Here is a 15,000-nt window from a genome sequence, read left to right on the forward strand (position 1 = left end):
CGACATGCCGCCCACCACCGTCGCCAGCCGCAGCCGCAGGGCGCGGGCATACGGGGTCAGCGCATCGGTGACCTGCTGGGCCAGCTCACGCGTCGGCACCAGGACCAGGGCGAGCGGCTGGCGGGGCTCGGCGCGGCGGCCCGCGGTCCGGGTCAGCAGCGCGAGCCCGAAGGCCAGGGTCTTGCCGGAGCCGGTGCGGCCACGGCCGAGCACGTCACGACCCGCGAGGGAGTTCGGCAGCGTCGCACCCTGGATGGGGAACGGGACGCCGAGGCCCTGCTGGGTGAGTTCGGCCAACAGCTGCGGCGGGAGCGCCAGTTCGGCGAAGGTCTCGACGGGGGGCAGGGCCGGGGTCACCGTGACCGGCAGGGCGAACTCGCCCTGGGGGCCGGAGGACCGGCGGCCGTAGCCGCCCGAGCGGCCCGAGGAGCCGGAGCGGCCCGAGGAGCCGAAACGGCCGGCGGAGCCGGAGGACCCGAAGCGGCTGCCGCCGCGGGGGGCGCCGGAGCCGCCCGAGTTATTGGTACGGCTGTAGCGATCGTTCGTACGGGTGCGGTTCATGCGGAACCTTCCTTGATACGGCACGCATCGAGGAATTCCCGGGAAAAAGCACAGTACGGGGAATCGCAAGAACGAGCCGGGGCGGATGCGAAAGCGCATCGGGCCGAATTCGATATTCGGGGCGCATCGCTGTGATGAGGTGCGGGGGAATTCCCGGGCGCCGTGGGCGGACGGTCCGAGCCGTGCGGTGGGCGCGCCGTGGATCCGGGGCGTGCGGTGCCGCGCGGTGCGCGGCGGGTGCGTTCTCGCCGGTCAGGTGCTCACGGCGGGACGGGCGCGCAGCCGGCGCGGCGGGCGCGAGGGCCGGCGGGTGGGGCGGTCGGGCCCGGAAACGCGACGAGCCGGGGCCCGCACCCCAAGGTGCGGGCCCCAGCTGCGCAGTGCGTGTCGACGATCAGGCCGGAACGATGTTCTCGGCGGTCGGGCCCTTCTGGCCCTGCGCGATGTCGAAGTTGACCTTCTGGCCTTCCTGGAGCTCACGGAAGCCCTGGGCGGCGATGTTCGAGTAGTGGGCGAACACGTCCGGACCGCCGCCGTCCTGCTCGATGAAGCCGAAGCCCTTTTCTGCGTTGAACCACTTCACGGTACCGGCAGCCATGTCATTCTCCTTGGGGCAATTTCGGAGCCCGCACCGTGCGAACTCCGCGTCACTGTGATGATTGCCCTGCTGGGAACCACAACTGCAACTGATATCGACAGTAGCACGGTGCAATCCCGGAAGCATGGTCAATAATTCTGCTCGGCCGGTCGCGCAAGAAATTCTCCTGAGGCCGCAGCCATTAATTCTTGTACGGCCGCGACAGATATACGCGTACCGCGGTGAGGGGCGCGAGGCGTTTTCCGGTGCGGCGCAACGGCTCGGCGCCGCCGGCGGGTTGGGCCGAGGGGGAGCCCGCGGGCCGTGCGCTGACTACTCTGCACGGGTGACCACCGAGTTGACCTTGCTTACGCGCGTCGCCTACCGCGGCCAGGAGGTGACCGCGCCGCGGCTGCGCGGTCTCCTCGCGCTGCTCGCCGAGGACCTGCGGGCCGGATGCAGCACCGCGCGGCTCGTCGAGGGGCTGTGGGACGACGAACTGCCGGAGCGGCCCGGCAAGGCGGTCCAGGTGCTGGTGTCGCGACTGCGCTCGCAGCTCGGCCCCGAGGTCGTCGCCAGCACCCCGGCCGGCTACCGCCTGGCCCTCACCGAGGAGCAGGTCGACAGCTCCGCACTGCCGCTGCGCGCGGCGGCCGCCGAGGCGCGGGCCCGCGCCGGTGCGCACGCCGAGGCGCTCGCCGAGGCGGAGGCCGGGCTCGCCCTGTGGGACGGCGTCGTGGCGAGCGGGGACGGCGAGGACCTGCACGACCCCGTGGCCGCGCTGCGGCTCGCGCGCGCAGGCGCCCACCGCACCCTGGTGCGCTGCCGTGCGCTCGCGCTCGCCCGGCTCGGCCGCAAGGCCGACGCGGTCCGGCCGCTGGCCCAGCTCGCACGCGAACTGCCGCGCGACGAAGAGGTGTTGGCCGAGCTGCTGCGCTGCGAGGCCGCCACCGCGGGCCCGGCCGCCGCCCTCACCCGGTACGACCTCTACCGCCGCGCCCTGCGCGACGAGCTGGGCGCCGACCCGGGCGGTGAACTGACCGCTCTGCACCAGGAGTTGCTGCGCGGCGAGGCCCCCCTCGTACGCCACGGGGTGCTGCACGAGCCGAACCCGCTGCTCGGCCGGGACGGCGATCTCGCCGCGATCGGCGGGCTCCTCGACAGCGCCCGGGTCGTCACCGTCGCCGGGCCCGGCGGCCTCGGCAAGACCCGGATCGCCCATGCGGTGGGCCGCCGGGCCACCCAGCGGGTGGTCCACTTCGTGGCACTGGCCGGTGTCACCGCCGACGACGACGTGGTCGCCGAGGTCGCCTCGGCGCTCGGCGCGACCGCGGTGCGCAATCTGCCCGGGACCGCCGGGGTCGTCGCGGGCATCGTCGGGGCGCTCGGTCCCGGCCCCGCGCTCCTGGTGCTCGACAACTGCGAGCACGTCATCCGGGGCGCCGCCGAACTGGTGCGGGCCCTGGTCTCCGGCTCCAGGGAACTGCGGGTGCTCGCCACCAGCCGCGCCCCGCTCGGCCTGACCTCCGAGTCGGTGTACGCGCTGCCCGAGCTGGGCCTGGTGTCGACGGTCGAGCTGTTCCGCCAGCGGGCCCGGGCCGCCCGGCCGGACGCCGAGCTGCCCGAGCGGGCCGTCGAGGAGCTGTGCCGCCAGCTGGACGGCCTGCCGCTCGCGGTGGAGCTGGCGGCCGCGCGCGTACGGGTCCTGTCCGTGCCGGAGATCGCGCGCCGGCTGCGGGACCGGTTCGCGCTGCTGCGCGGCGGCGGCCGTGACGTGCCCGAGCGGCACCGCACCCTGCGGGCCGTCGTCGAGTGGAGCTGGAACCTGCTCGAACCCGAGGCGCAGGCGGCCCTGCGGGTCCTGTCGGTGTTCCCGGGCGGCTTCAGCGAGGCCGCGGCCGAGCACGTCCTGGGCGACGACGACGCGCTGTTCCTGCTGGAGCAGCTCGCCGACCAGTCGCTGATCAAAGCGGCCGACACCACGTCCGGCGTCCGCTTCCACATGCTGGAGACCGTGCGGGAGTTCAGCGCGGGACGCCGCGAGGGGGCCGCCGAGGAAGAGGCCGTAACCGACCGGTTCCTCGCCTGGGCGAGGGACTTCGGGCGGGCCCACCACGACGCCCTGTTCAGCGCCGACTCGCTGCGGTCCTGGGAGCTCACCCGCGCCGAACAGGACAACCTCTCCCTCGCGCTGCGGCACGCGCTGGCCCGCGACGACGGCCCGGCCCTGGCGGGCCTGACCGCGGTCCTCGCCTCGCTGTGGGCCACCGACTCCAACTACAGCCGGCTGACCGGTATCGCCGCCGACACGGCGGGTCCGCTCTCGCACTTCCGGCCGGGCCCCGACGACATCGAGACCGCCCGCAGCGCGGCCGTGGTGTGCACGCTCAGCCTCTTCATGGGCTACGGGCCGCACGCGGTACGGCAGTTGGTGACGCTGCGGGCACTGCCGGCCGTCGAGCCCGACACCCTGATGCGGGCCCTCGACACGGTGCTCCGCACCCTGCCCGAGGTGCATCCACCGCACTACGAGCGGCTGTTGGAGCTGTGCGGCTCCGGGAACGTACTGCTCGCGGGGGTCGCCGAGTGCTTCGCCAGCTATGTCTGGGAGTACGAACTCGATGTGGACCGGTCCCTCGAATCGGCCCGCCGGGCCCTCAACGCCCTGACCTCGCTGGGCAATCCGGCCACCGAGATGCTCGGCCACGGCCGCATCAGCGAGCTGTGCTTGCAGACCGAGCGCGGCGACGAGGCGTACCGGCATCTGATGGCCGCGATGCAGGTCCTGGAGCGCAGTGGCGACTGGTCGGACGCGGCCGGCTGGTACGACGCGGCCGGGGTGCGCTGGGCGCTGGTCCTGGCCTGTCTCCAGCGCGGCGAGATCGACGAGGCGGAGCGCTGGCTGGAGCTCGCGGCCTTGGAGCGGGCGCCGGAGCCGACGCAGGTCTTCAGTACCGAGCTGGGCTCCCGGGCGGAGATCGCCCTGCTCAGGGGGCTGACCGAGGTGGGGCTCGGGCTGTGGCGGCAGGCGGTGGCGCAGCTGAGCGAGGCCGACGCGCTGTATCCCGACGACCCGTTCGTCGGCACGTGGGCGATGCAGATCCAGTCGACGGCCGTCGCCGCCCACGCCCGGCACGGCCGCCTCGAACCGGTCGCTGCCCTGGCCGATCAACTGACCGACCATGCACGGGAGTTGTTGTCGAGGGCGCCGGACGAGGGCGGTCCGGTCGCGCTTCCGGTGTCCGGCACGATGCTGCTCGCCATCGGCCTGGCCGAGCTGGCGCGGGGCGAGACCTCGGGCGTGCGGCTGCTCGCGCTCGCCGAACGGATGCGGGTGCACCGGGACTTCCCGACGATGTCCGCGGCCCGGGCCCGGCGGTCCGCCGAGGACGCCGACGGGGCGGCGTACGCCGACGCGGTGTCGGAGTACGCCGCCCTGGGGCGCGCGGAGCTGGAGCAGGCCGCCGCTCTGGTGCTGCGCGGCATCAGCGCTGCGGGTCGCTGTTGAACTTGGCCTTCGACCAGAAGTAGCCGAGCACGGTGAGCCCGAGCGACCAGGCGATGGCGAGCCAGCCGTTGTTGCCGATCTCCGTGCCGAGGAGCAGGCCGCGCAGGGTCTCGATGGCCGGGGTGAACGGCTGGTACTGGGCGATCGGCTGGAACCAGCCCGGCATCGAGTGCAGCGGCACGAAGGCGCTGGACAGCAGCGGCAGCAGGATCAGCGGCATCGCGTTGTTGCTGGCGGCCTCGGCGTTCGGGCTGATCAGGCCCATGCCGACGGCGATCCAGGTCAGCGAGAGGGCGAAGAGCACGAGCAGTCCGAAGGCGGCGAGCCACTCGATCACGGTGGCGTCCGTGGAGCGGAAGCCGATGGCCACGCCGACGGCGCCGACCAGCACCACGCTCAGGATCGACTGGAGCACGCTGCCGATCACATGGCCCACGATCACCGAACCGCGGTGGATGGCCATGGTCCGGAAGCGGGCGACGATGCCTTCGGTCATGTCGTTGGAGACGGAGATCGCGGTGCCGACGACGGTGCTTCCGATGGTCATCAGAAGCAGGCCGGGGACGATGTAGGCGATGTACTTGGCGCGGTCGGGACCGCCGCCGCCGATGCCGACGCTCATGGTGTCGCCGAAGATGTAGACGAAGAGCAGCAGCAGCATGATCGGCGTGAGCAGCAGGTTCAGGGTGAGCGACGGATAGCGCCGGGCGTGCAGGAGGTTGCGGCGCAGCATCGTCGAGGAGTCGCGCAGGGCGAGGGAAAGGGAGCTCATCGCAGGTTCTCCTTCAGGGCGGCGGAGGCGGCGGCGGGGGCCGGGACGGTCGCGGCCGGGGTGGCGGGGTCGGTGGTGGGGTGGCTGGTCAGGGCGAAGAACACGTCGTCGAGATCCGGGGTGTGCACGGTCAGCTCGTCCGCCTCGATATCGGCCGAGTCCAGCCAGTCGAGGATGGCCCGCAGCTCGCGCTGGCTGCCGCCGCTGGGGATCTGGAGCGACAGCGACTCGTCGTCGCGGGCCGCCTCGCGCAGGGCCGCGGCCGCGTTCTCGTACTCCCGCGGTCCGGTGAACCGGAGCCGGACGTGGCCGCCGGGGACCAGCCGCTTGAGCTCGTGCGCGGTGCCCTGGGCGACGAGCCTGCCGCCGTTCAACACCGCGATGCCATCGGCGAGTTGGTCGGCCTCGTCCAGGTACTGGGTGGTGAGGAACACGGTCACGCCGCCCGCGACGAGGCCGCGGATGATGTTCCACATGTTGTGCCGGCTGCGCGGGTCGAGACCGGTGGTCGGCTCGTCGAGGAAGATGATCCGCGGGCTGCCGACCAGGGTCATCGCGATGTCGAGGCGCCGGCGCATGCCGCCCGAGTAGGTGGACGCGGGCTTCTTCGCCGCCTCCACCAGGTCGAAGCGCTCCAGGAGTTCGGCGCTGACCCGGCGGCCCTCGCGGCGCGAGAGGTGGTTCAGGTCGGCCATCAGGAGCATGTTCTCCTCGCCGGTGATCAGGTTGTCCACCGCCGAGAACTGCCCGGTGACCCCGATCGCGGCGCGCACCGCCTGCGGGTCGGTGGCCAGGTCGTGGCCGCCGACGCGCAGCGCCCCGGCGTCGGCGGAGACGAGGGTGGAGAGGATCTGCACCGCGGTGGTCTTGCCGGCGCCGTTCGGGCCGAGCAGCGAGAAGACGGTGCCGGCCGGGACGGCCAGGTCGATGCCGTCGAGGACGGTCTTGTCCCCGTAGGCCTTGCGAAGCCCGGTGGCCTCGATGGCGAGTTCGTGCGTCGTCGTTGTCATGCCGCAGAGCTTGCGGCCGACCCGGTTCAACGCGGTTTCAGGCCGGTTTCAGCAGCTCTCGGGGGGTGAGAGCGCCCTGTGTGAGGCTGTCCGCCGAGGGGGCGGGCGCCCGGCATACAGTGGCGCGGCCAGGCAGAACAGAGGTCGAGGGAGAGTCGTGTCATGACGGTCCGCCTTGTGGTGGTCTCGCCCGCCTTCAGCCGGTCGCTGCGGGAGGCGCGCTTCGACGACGACGGCCCGCTGGAGGACGCCGGGCTCGCCGCGGCCCGCGCGGCGGCGGCCGCACTGCCCGCCGTCGAACGGCTGCTGGCCTCGTCGACGGCCCGCTGCCGCGAGACGGTTGCGGCACTCGGCGGGGCGGCGGACGTGGCCGAGCCGGCCGGACTTGCCGCCCTGGACGTGGGCCGCTGGCGCGGGCTGACCCTGGCCGAGGTCGGCGCGGCCGAGCCGGCGGCGGTGGGCGCCTGGCTCGCCGACCCGTCGGCCGCGCCGCACGGCGGCGAGTCGGTGGCCCAGCTGTGCGCGCGGGCAGGCGCCTGGCTGGACGGGGCCGCCGAGGACGGCGGGCGGGCGCTCGCGGTGGTGGAACCCGAGATCGTACGGGCCCTGGTGCTGCGGGCGTTGGACGCGCCGTTGTCCGCGTTCTGGCGGATCGATGTGCCGCCGCTGACCGCCACGGAGCTGAGCGGCCGCGCCGGGCGCTGGAATCTGCGGGCCGGGCGGCCGCTGTGAGGACGGGGCGGCTCGTTCGGCCCTGACCTGCGCGAACATGGCCCTTCGGCCTGCGGGACCGGCTCAGCCGCCCGGTCCGGAGGGTCCGTTCAGACTGGTCCGGAGGATCCGTTCAGACCGGTCCGGACGGTCCGTTCAGAGGGATATCCACTCCTTCGACGTGGTCACCGCGTCCAGTACGTCGGGCAGCGGCTCGGTGCCGAGGCCCGGGCCCGTCGGGACGTCCAGATGGCCGTCGGCCAGGACGAAGGGCTCGGTGATGTCGGTGGCGAAATAGCGGTGGGAGCCGGAGGTGTCGCCGGGCAGCGTGAAGCCGGGGAGCGCTGCGAGGGCGACGTTGGCGGCCCGGCCGATGCCGGTCTCCAGCATGCCGCCGCACCACACCGGGACACCGTGGGCGCGAGCCACGTCGTGGATGCGGCGGGCCTCCAGATAGCCGCCGACGCGGGCCGGCTTGACGTTGATGACCGAGCACGCGCCGAGCGAGATGGCCGCCGCCGCGTGTGCCGCCGACTCGATGGACTCGTCCAGGCAGATCGGCGTACGCAGCAGACGGGCGAGCTGGGCGTGCTGTACCAAGTCGTCGTTGGCCAGCGGCTGTTCGATGAGCAGTAGCCCGAACTGATCCAGTTTCGCCAGGTGTTGGGCGTCCACGAGTGTGTAGGCGGCGTTCGCGTCGACCTGGAGCAGCAGCTCGTCGCCGAAACGCTCGCGCACGGCGCGTACGGGCTCGATGTCCCAGCCCGGCTCGATCTTCAGTTTGATCCGGACATAGCCCTCGGCCACATAGCGTTCGACGGCGTCCAGGAGTTCGGGGACGGAGTCCATGATGCCGACCGACACCCCGCACGGCACCCGGTCCCGTGCCGCACCGAGATAGGAGCCGAACGACTCGCCGGTGGCGCGGAGTTGGGCGTCGAGAACCGCGCTCTCCAGGGCCGACTTCGCCATGCGGTGCCCGGTGAAGGGTTCGAGGGCGCGGCCCACGGCAGCCGCGTCCACGCCGTCCTTGGGCAGGGCGGGGACGAGGAACCTGCGCAGCACGTCCTGGGCGCCGTCGACGTACTCGGAGCAGTACCGCGGCTCCGACATCGCGGCGCACTCGGCCCAGCCCTCGCCGTCCGGCGTGACCACGCGGACGAGCAGGACGTCACGACTGGTCTCGATGCCGAAGGAGGTACGGAACGGGGCGACGAGCGGCATCGCGATCCGGCGCAGCTCGATGCCGGAGATCTTGGTCAGGGTCACGGGGTGCTCCCGGTGGAGAGGGGATCGGGGGTGGGGGTGGCGGCGCGGTGGACGACATAGCCGCGCCGGTCGTGGAGGCCGAGCACGCGGGCGCCGTCGGCGAGCAGGTCCCCCAGGGTGTGGCGGACCGCGTGCCGCCAGGCGCGGGCGCCCGCGGGGTCGGCGCGGCGCAGGCCCTCGATGTCGCCGGGCAGCTCGATGACCACGAACTCCCCTTGCGTGTCCTGGAGTTGGGGGTGGCCGTCGCTGTCGCGCAGGAGGGGGACGGCGCCCGGGGGCAGCGCGATGCCTGGGATGCCGGGGGCCGGGAGCGGGGCGGTCAGGTCCCAGGCGGCGAGGACCCGGTCGGATTCGTCGCCGCCGTTGATGGCGTCGCCCATCGCGCCGTAGAAGGAGCGCAGATATTCCTCGGGGCGGGCGCCGAGCTTGGTGAGGTTGAAGTGGGCGTTGCGGCGGATCAGCGGGTCGTATGTCCAGGTGATCCGCTTCAGGCCGCGTGCCAGGGCCCACTGGCGCTGGTGCAGCTTGAGGGCGAGCCCGATGCCCCGGCCGGCGGTGGCGCCCGCGATGCCCGTGATGTGGGAGTGCAGGGTGATCCCGGCGGGCTCGCCGAGGAAGGCCACGGATGCCCCCACCAGGCGGCCGTTCTCATAGGCGCCGACCACATAGTTCCCGGCGTGCGCCAGGGCGCGCATGATCTCGGCGGAGATGGGGGACCGGCCGGGCGCGGTGCCCCAGATCTCCGCGTACAGGCGGGTGACGGCGTCCAGTTCGGCCATGGTGTGGAGCTCGCGGACCGCGAGGGCGGCCTCGGGGGCGGCCTCGGGGGCGGTCACAGGAGGGCTCCCACGAGATCGGCGAGGAGCCGGGTGCGGGGCGGCATCGCGGCGGTCACCACATGCTCGTGGTCGGCGTGGGCCCCGTCGCCGACCGCGCCGAGCCCGTCCAGGGTGGGGCAGCCGGCCCCGGCCGTGAAGTTGCCGTCCGACGCGCCGCCGACGGAGGCCTGTGCCAGCGTGCCGAACCCGGCGTCGGACGCCAACTTCGATGCGAGGGCGAACAGTTCGGCCGAGCTCTCCGGGTGCAGCGGCGGCCGGTTGGGGCCGCCGTCCACGTCGAGGCGGGCGCCGGGGTGGTGGGGTGCGAGGGAGCGGATGAGCTCGTCGACGGCCTGCTGCGCGGCCGGGGTCGGCACGCGGACGTCGATGCTCAGCTCGGCACGGGCCGGGACGGTGTTGGTGGTGGTGCCGGCCGACATGACCGTGGGCGTCATGGTGGTGCCGGGACCCGTACGGGCGGTCACGGTGTCGGTGAGGGTGCTCAGGGCGAGGAGGTGGTGGGCCAGTTCGGTGGCGGCGTTGATGCCCTTCTCGGGGTCGAGCCCGGAGTGGGCGGCTCGCCCGTGCGCGGTGAGCTGGTAGTGGGACACGCCCTTGCGCGCGGTCTTCAGGGCGCCGCCGGCGGCCGAGGCCTCCAGGACGAGGGCGGCCCGGCAGGCCCGCGCGGTGTCCTCGATGAGCGCGCGCGAGGTGTCCGAGCCGACCTCCTCGTCACCGGTCACCACCACGCAAACGCCTTCCAGGGAACGCAGTTGGGCCAATGCGTGGAACATCTGGACCAGGCCCGCCTTCATGTCGAAGACGCCCGGCCCGCGGGCGACGCCCTCGCGCAGCGAGAAGGGGTGCGTGGCGAGGGTGCCGATCGGCCACACGGTGTCGTGGTGGCCGAGGAGCAGCACCCGCGGCGTCCCGAAGCTCCACCGCAGATGACTCACCCCGCCGCGCACGAGCGTCTCGGGCCGCGCCCCGAGCAGCCGCGCGCCCTGCCCGGCGACGACCCGGGCGCTGCGGGCCACGGCCGTGTGGTCGGCGGAGTACGACTCGCACGACACGAGCTCTTCGAGATCCGCGAGCATCGCGGCGAGCGACGGCAACGGCGACGGAGACGGCGCTGTTGACGGTGACGGCGCTGTTGACGGTGACGGTGACGGTGACGGTGACGGTGGCGGCGTGGAACGGGCAATGGGATCGGCCTGCACGAGGGGAGCCTCCAGAAGGTGGGATCCCCGCCACGCTAGGCGGCCCGGCCGAGCGGGAGTTGGTGCTTCGGGCACGAACCCCGGCCGCGCGTTCGTGCGCCGCCACCAAACCGGACCGCCAGGGGTCGTGGCTCAAGGGCGAGCCCGCCGGCCGAGGGGCCGTACGCCGAGGGGCCGCACACCCGCGAGTGTGCGGCCCCTCGGCGTACGGGTGGGCGCGGGATCAGGCGGCCGCGAGGGAGATCTCAGTCGACTTGATCAGTGCGACGACGGACGAGCCGGCCGTGAGGGAGAGCGCCTCGACCGCGTCCTTGGTGATGGCGGAGGTCAGCTCGCCACCCTCGACGTCGACCTTGACGGACGCCATGGCGCCACCGGTGGCCACGTCGGCGACGGTGCCGGCGATCTGGTTGCGGATGGACAGGCCCTCGACCGGGCCGGTCGCGAGCGACACCTCGGTGGACTTCACGAGGGCCTTGACCGCGGAGCCCTCGGCGAGACCCAGATCCTTGACGGCCTCGGCGGTGATCGCGGCGGTGATGTTCTGGCCGCCGGCCAGGCGGACCTTGACCGTCGCCATGGCCTCACCGGTGGTGACGGCGGTGACGGTGCCGGCGATCTGGTTGCGGATGCTCAGGCTCATGAAAAAACGCCTCACAGAGAGTTCGTACGGGCTTCGTGCGGGATTGCGCGGGATTGTCGGGCTGGGGGCCCGCGGTGCTTCACACGCTAATGCCGCGAAAGGGACTCGGCGCGGAGGGCGTCGCATCCGCGACCCCGAATGGCTCTTGTGCCTCGCAGAACATACGACCCCGGAGGTCACCGGTTTTTCGGGACCTGCGACCCGGTGCGATGGGGGCCGTTCGGCGCCGGTTCTCGCAGGTGCTGCTGGTAAGGGGCCGACCTTCGCCCAGCGCACCGGACCGAGGTGCGGGCCATGCGGTCGTGGCGCCCGCGAGGTGCGCGGCCGGTGTGCGAGGCTGCCGATGTCCCCGGATGCGGGGTCCCAGCCGCCCCGAGCTGGGCCCGGCCGAGCCGCCCGGAGTCTGGCCGGACGAGCCGCCCGGAGTCGGGCCGGACGGGCGGGCTGGAGTCGGGCCGGACGGGCGGGCTGGAGCGAGATGCTGCGGCGATCGGTGCTGTTGCGGGCGGCCGCCGCTGCCCTGCCCGCCGGGGGTTCGCCGCCCGGTGGGCCACCGGCCGCGCGGGCCGCCGGGAGGCCGGGGGCGCGGGGCGGATCCGGGGCCGCCGGGAGGCCGGAAGTGCGGGACGGATGCGAGGATGGTGGCAGGCCTGTGGTGCTGGGCGGAACCGAGCGCGGCGGCGACCTCGTCGTACGCAAGGTGGCCGATCTGACCGGACCCGGGATCACGACGCGCTTCCGTATGGACGCGACCGATCTCGGCATCCCCGTCCGGGCACCGGACGGGCGGCTCCTGTTCGTGTTCGGGGACACCTTCGAGGAAGCCAGGGTCGGTGGCGGCTGGTGGCGTTCGCCCGTCGCGCTCTACGGACGTATGTCGCCGGACGGTGAACTGGGCTCCGGACAGGGCGAGTTGGGCAGCAGGGTCGTCTGGACGGGGGCCGTGGGCGGGCGGCACGCCCAGCAGCTGAGGCCGTACGCGCACGACGGCCCGTCGTTCTCGACCGTGCTGCCCACGGACGTGATCACCATCGGCACCGACATGTATCTGCACGTGGCGGTGCACCAGGGCTTCGGCAATGTCCGCTGGAGCGAGATCTGGCGCTCGCGCGACACGGGGGAGACCTGGCACCCCACCCCCGCCCGCTTCCCCGGCACCCTGCACGGCGGGATGTTCCAACTCCTCACCTGGGCACTCGCCGACGACGGATACGTCTACGTGCTGTCGACCGGCTTCCAGCGGGACAAGCCGGCCCTCCTGCACCGGGTCCCCGCCGAGCGGATCACCGATCCTTCCGCCTACCGGTCCTGGGGCCGGCGGGCAGGGCGGTGGTGGGCGCGGGGGCGGCGGGACCGGGGCTGGGCGTGGGGCGGCCGGCCCACCCCGGTCCTGTCCGGCAGGGTGGGGGAGATGTGCCTGCGGCCGCTCGACGGCCGCTGGCTCCTGACCTGGTTCGACGAAGGCGGCTACCGCATCGACGCCCTCGTCCTCGACACCCCCGCCTCCGTGTGCGAGACCACCGACGCGGACCGCGTGACCCTGATCCGGGGCGGCGCCTGGGGCCAGGAGGACGACACGCACGTGGCGCAGCTCTACGGCGGCTATGTCATCCCCGGTTCGACCCTCGACGACCTGCACCTCACGGTCAGCCAGTGGAACACCGCGGCCGGCTGGCCCTACCGCGTCATGCACTTCCGGGTCCGGGGCCTGACCGGCACCCCTGACCCGCCAACCCCCTGACCCGCCAACCCCCTGACCCGCCAACCCCCTGACCCGCTGCCGCTGCGGCTGGCCGCGTGCCCGCACGCTGTGGTGCCGCCTGGCCCTAGGCGGAATCCCGGGCGGACGTCTGGGGGAAGAGGCCGGGCCGGGCCGGGCCGAGGGGGCCGGCCGTGGTGGCCAGGAGGCGCCGGGCCTCGGCGCTGTCGGTGTGGGGCGGGACGACCAGTAGGTCCCAGCGCCCGCGGCCCGGTGCGAGGAGGCAGAGCGTGTTCCGGGCGTGCCGGCTGGTGGCCCGGTGCAGTTGGATCACCTGGTTGGCGACGAGGATCCGACCGGGGAAGGACGACCACATGGCCGGGTTCACCGTCACATGGGCGATCTGCGGCCAGGAGTGGGGCAACGCCGCGATCAGGCCCGGCAGTTCGGCCGTCAGATCGTCCGAACGGGGCCACCAGGCGCCATCGATGCGGTGGGGGCCGCTGCCCTCCGGTGTCAGGCGCAGGCGTACCGGGCGCAGGGACGATCCGGTGCGGAGTGCCGTGGTCATCGGGTCCGCCCGGTCGGGCCGTTCGGGCCGTTCGGGCCGTTCATGCAGAGAAGCTGCATCGGGGTGCGAACGGGGTCCGTACGCGGCGGACTTCGCCGTGGCCAGGGGCGGTCCGGCGGACGGGGCGGACGGGGGCGAGCCGACGGCCGGGCAGGGCGGTGGCCCGTCGGATGCCCGAGAGGAGTCCGTCGCGGGTCCGACGGGGGGCAGCGGCAGGGAACTGGCGTTCATGGTGGGCTCCTTGGCCTCGGCTCGGCCGCGGCGTGGCCGGCCTCGGCATGGGTTCGGTGGTCGGTCCGGCCGGGGCTGGGGCCAGGGAGGGGTGGGGCGGAGGGTCGGGCCTGGTGGGGGGACGGACCAGGGGGGGATCTGGTCCGGCTTCCTCCCCGGGCCGGGTTCGGTGGGTACGGGGCCGGCTCCCTCCGGGTCAGGTCTGGTGGGTACGGGGCCGGCTCCCTCCGGGTCAGGTCTGGTGGGGGACCGGGCCCGGCTTGTTGTTCGAGCCGGGGGCGTGGACGGTCTTGGCCAGTTCGACCGGGTGCGGACTCGGTGGCGCTCCCGCGGCCGCCGATTCCCGGCTGAGGAAGGCGCCCAGTTCGCCGATCGTGCTCATCAGGGGCGCGGGGAAGACGACGGTGGTGTTCTTGTCGACGCCGATCTCCACGAGGCTTTGCAGGTTGCGGAGTTGGAGCGCCAGAGGGTGGGCCATCATGGTGTCGGAGGCGTCCCCGAGCGCTGCCGCGGCGAGCGATTCGCCCTGGGCGTTGATGATTTTGGCTCGCTTCTCGCGCTCGGCCTCGGCCTGCCGGGCCATCGCGCGTTTCATACTGTCCGGCAGCTGGATGTCCTTGAGCTCGACCAGGGTGACCTCCACGCCCCACTCCGCGGTGGAGACGTCGAGGATCTCGCGGATGCCGAGGTTGATGCGGTCGGTCTCCGACAGCGTCTCGTCGAGAGTGTGCTGGCCGACAACCTTGCGCAGGGTGGTCTGCGCGATCTGGTTGATCGCGGCGTTCACGTTCTCGATGGCGATGACGGACTTCACGGCGTCCACGACGCGGAAGTAGGCCACGGCCGAGACGTCCACACTGACGTTGTCGCGCGTGATGATGCCCTGCGACTGGATCGGCATCGTCACGATGCGCAATGACACCCGGTGCAGGACGTCGACCAGGGGAATGATGGTCCGCAGCCCGGGAGCCCGCGTGCCGGACAGCCGGCCGAGCCGGAAGAGCACTCCTTGCTCGTACTGCTTGACGATCTTGAGGGTCAGGGCCAGTGCGAGCAGCAGAAGGACGGCGAAGGCGACGATGAGCGTGATCAGAAGCTGCATGGGGGCGCTCCCGCGGGTGAGGCCCCACCAGGACCGGGGCGTTGGGGTTCGGGTCGGCGAGGCGCGGCGCCCGTCATGCGGGCCGCGGCGGGTCGGGTCGGCGGGTCGGGGCCGATCCGGCCGGGTCGGCCCGGTTGGGAACCCGCTGGGTCGCGTCACTGGGGGTTCCTCGGACGCCGGGGTGGAAGCGGCTGTAACGGTGGAGGACGATCCGCTCGGCGTGCTGAGCGTTGAGGAGGTGGATCACGCGTGCCGCCATGACGATCAGCAGCAGCGTGATGACGATGGTCAGAGCCGTGGTCATGGCG

Annotated in this window: 14 protein-coding genes; 3 read left to right on the forward strand and 11 right to left on the reverse strand. The window is 73.1% G+C overall.

Annotation, left to right across the window (positions count from 1 at the left end; genetic code table 11):
• The coding region (locus tag CG740_RS04820; protein WP_159030227.1) for a DEAD/DEAH box helicase at positions 1-561 on the reverse strand (561 nt) is incomplete at its 3' end.
• A gap of 394 nt (positions 562-955) precedes the next feature.
• The gene (locus CG740_RS04825) at positions 956-1,159 is read right to left on the reverse strand and encodes a cold-shock protein (RefSeq protein ID WP_031141049.1); all 204 of its coding nucleotides are present in this window, start codon (positions 1,157-1,159) and stop codon (positions 956-958) included.
• Between the two features lie 325 nt (positions 1,160-1,484).
• On the opposite strand from CG740_RS04825, the gene CG740_RS04830 reads away from it, so the two are divergent.
• A complete protein-coding gene (locus CG740_RS04830) occupies positions 1,485-4,646 on the forward strand; it encodes an ATP-binding protein (RefSeq protein ID WP_100573702.1) in 3,162 nt (1,053 codons plus the stop codon).
• Here CG740_RS04830 and CG740_RS04835 read toward each other — a convergent pair.
• Positions 4,624-5,418: an ABC transporter permease gene (locus tag CG740_RS04835; RefSeq protein ID WP_100573703.1), complete on the reverse strand. Its 795-nt coding sequence runs from the start codon at positions 5,416-5,418 to the stop codon at positions 4,624-4,626. The two genes, CG740_RS04830 and CG740_RS04835, sit on opposite strands and share 23 nt — an antisense overlap.
• The gene (locus CG740_RS04840) at positions 5,415-6,428 is read right to left on the reverse strand and encodes an ATP-binding cassette domain-containing protein (protein ID WP_100574230.1); all 1,014 of its coding nucleotides are present in this window, start codon (positions 6,426-6,428) and stop codon (positions 5,415-5,417) included. The genes CG740_RS04835 and CG740_RS04840 overlap by 4 nt, the downstream gene beginning before the upstream one ends.
• Positions 6,429-6,590: 162 nt before the next feature.
• Between CG740_RS04840 and CG740_RS04845 the strand changes: the two genes are divergently transcribed.
• Positions 6,591-7,160, forward strand: a complete 570-nt coding sequence (locus tag CG740_RS04845) for a histidine phosphatase family protein (protein WP_100573704.1) — start codon at positions 6,591-6,593, stop codon at positions 7,158-7,160.
• A 135-nt stretch (positions 7,161-7,295) separates the two neighbouring features.
• Here CG740_RS04845 and menC read toward each other — a convergent pair whose 3' ends face one another.
• The 4 genes from menC to CG740_RS04865 form a co-directional block, all read right to left on the reverse strand.
• Positions 7,296-8,363, reverse strand: coding sequence for an o-succinylbenzoate synthase (menC, locus tag CG740_RS04850; protein WP_100574231.1), 1,068 nt, complete (start codon positions 8,361-8,363; stop codon positions 7,296-7,298).
• Between the two features lie 41 nt (positions 8,364-8,404).
• The gene (locus CG740_RS04855; RefSeq protein ID WP_100574232.1) at positions 8,405-9,187 is read right to left on the reverse strand and encodes a GNAT family N-acetyltransferase; all 783 of its coding nucleotides are present in this window, start codon (positions 9,185-9,187) and stop codon (positions 8,405-8,407) included.
• Positions 9,188-9,240: 53 nt separating this feature from the next.
• Positions 9,241-10,323, reverse strand: a complete 1,083-nt coding sequence (locus CG740_RS04860) for a M20 family metallopeptidase (protein ID WP_100573705.1) — start codon at positions 10,321-10,323, stop codon at positions 9,241-9,243.
• Positions 10,324-10,669: 346 nt separating this feature from the next.
• Positions 10,670-11,089 carry a TOBE domain-containing protein gene (locus tag CG740_RS04865; RefSeq protein ID WP_100573706.1) on the reverse strand — a complete coding sequence of 140 codons (420 nt, stop codon included), beginning with the start codon at positions 11,087-11,089 and terminating at the stop codon, positions 10,670-10,672.
• Positions 11,090-11,741: 652 nt separating this feature from the next.
• On the opposite strand from CG740_RS04865, the gene CG740_RS04870 reads away from it, so the two are divergent.
• Positions 11,742-12,830: a DUF4185 domain-containing protein gene (locus CG740_RS04870; RefSeq protein ID WP_234376076.1), complete on the forward strand. Its 1,089-nt coding sequence runs from the start codon at positions 11,742-11,744 to the stop codon at positions 12,828-12,830.
• A gap of 85 nt (positions 12,831-12,915) precedes the next feature.
• Here CG740_RS04870 and CG740_RS40230 read toward each other — a convergent pair whose 3' ends face one another.
• The 3 genes from CG740_RS40230 to CG740_RS04885 form a co-directional block, all read right to left on the reverse strand.
• The gene (locus CG740_RS40230) at positions 12,916-13,590 is read right to left on the reverse strand and encodes a DUF5994 family protein (protein ID WP_199846341.1); all 675 of its coding nucleotides are present in this window, start codon (positions 13,588-13,590) and stop codon (positions 12,916-12,918) included.
• A 232-nt stretch (positions 13,591-13,822) separates the two neighbouring features.
• Positions 13,823-14,692, reverse strand: coding sequence for a slipin family protein (locus CG740_RS04880; protein WP_100573708.1), 870 nt, complete (start codon positions 14,690-14,692; stop codon positions 13,823-13,825).
• A gap of 73 nt (positions 14,693-14,765) precedes the next feature.
• Positions 14,766-14,996, reverse strand: a complete 231-nt coding sequence (locus tag CG740_RS04885) for a hypothetical protein (protein ID WP_159030228.1) — start codon at positions 14,994-14,996, stop codon at positions 14,766-14,768.
• Positions 14,997-15,000: the final 4 nt, after the last annotated feature.

Source organism: Streptomyces sp. CB01201 (assembly GCF_002803085.1).
In the GTDB taxonomy this organism is placed as follows: domain Bacteria; phylum Actinomycetota; class Actinomycetes; order Streptomycetales; family Streptomycetaceae; genus Streptomyces; species Streptomyces hundungensis.

Excerpts from the sequence above, each read along its gene's own strand:
- CG740_RS04855 (WP_100574232.1), bottom strand. The coding sequence starts at position 9,187 with ATGGCCGAACTGGACGCCGTCACCCGCCTGTACGCGGAGATCTGGGGC.
- CG740_RS04840 (WP_100574230.1), bottom strand. The coding sequence starts at position 6,428 with ATGACAACGACGACGCACGAACTCGCCATCGAGGCCACCGGGCTTCGC.
- CG740_RS04880 (WP_100573708.1), bottom strand. The coding sequence starts at position 14,692 with ATGCAGCTTCTGATCACGCTCATCGTCGCCTTCGCCGTCCTTCTGCTG.
- CG740_RS40230 (WP_199846341.1), bottom strand. The coding sequence starts at position 13,590 with ATGAACGCCAGTTCCCTGCCGCTGCCCCCCGTCGGACCCGCGACGGAC.
- CG740_RS04885 (WP_159030228.1), bottom strand. The coding sequence starts at position 14,996 with ATGACCACGGCTCTGACCATCGTCATCACGCTGCTGCTGATCGTCATG.
- CG740_RS04865 (WP_100573706.1), bottom strand. The coding sequence starts at position 11,089 with ATGAGCCTGAGCATCCGCAACCAGATCGCCGGCACCGTCACCGCCGTC.
- CG740_RS04835 (WP_100573703.1), bottom strand. The coding sequence starts at position 5,418 with ATGAGCTCCCTTTCCCTCGCCCTGCGCGACTCCTCGACGATGCTGCGC.
- CG740_RS04860 (WP_100573705.1), bottom strand. The coding sequence starts at position 10,323 with ATGCTCGCGGATCTCGAAGAGCTCGTGTCGTGCGAGTCGTACTCCGCC.
- CG740_RS04825 (WP_031141049.1), bottom strand. The coding sequence starts at position 1,159 with ATGGCTGCCGGTACCGTGAAGTGGTTCAACGCAGAAAAGGGCTTCGGC.
- CG740_RS04845 (WP_100573704.1), top strand. The coding sequence starts at position 6,591 with ATGACGGTCCGCCTTGTGGTGGTCTCGCCCGCCTTCAGCCGGTCGCTG.
- menC (WP_100574231.1), bottom strand. The coding sequence starts at position 8,363 with ATGCCGCTCGTCGCCCCGTTCCGTACCTCCTTCGGCATCGAGACCAGT.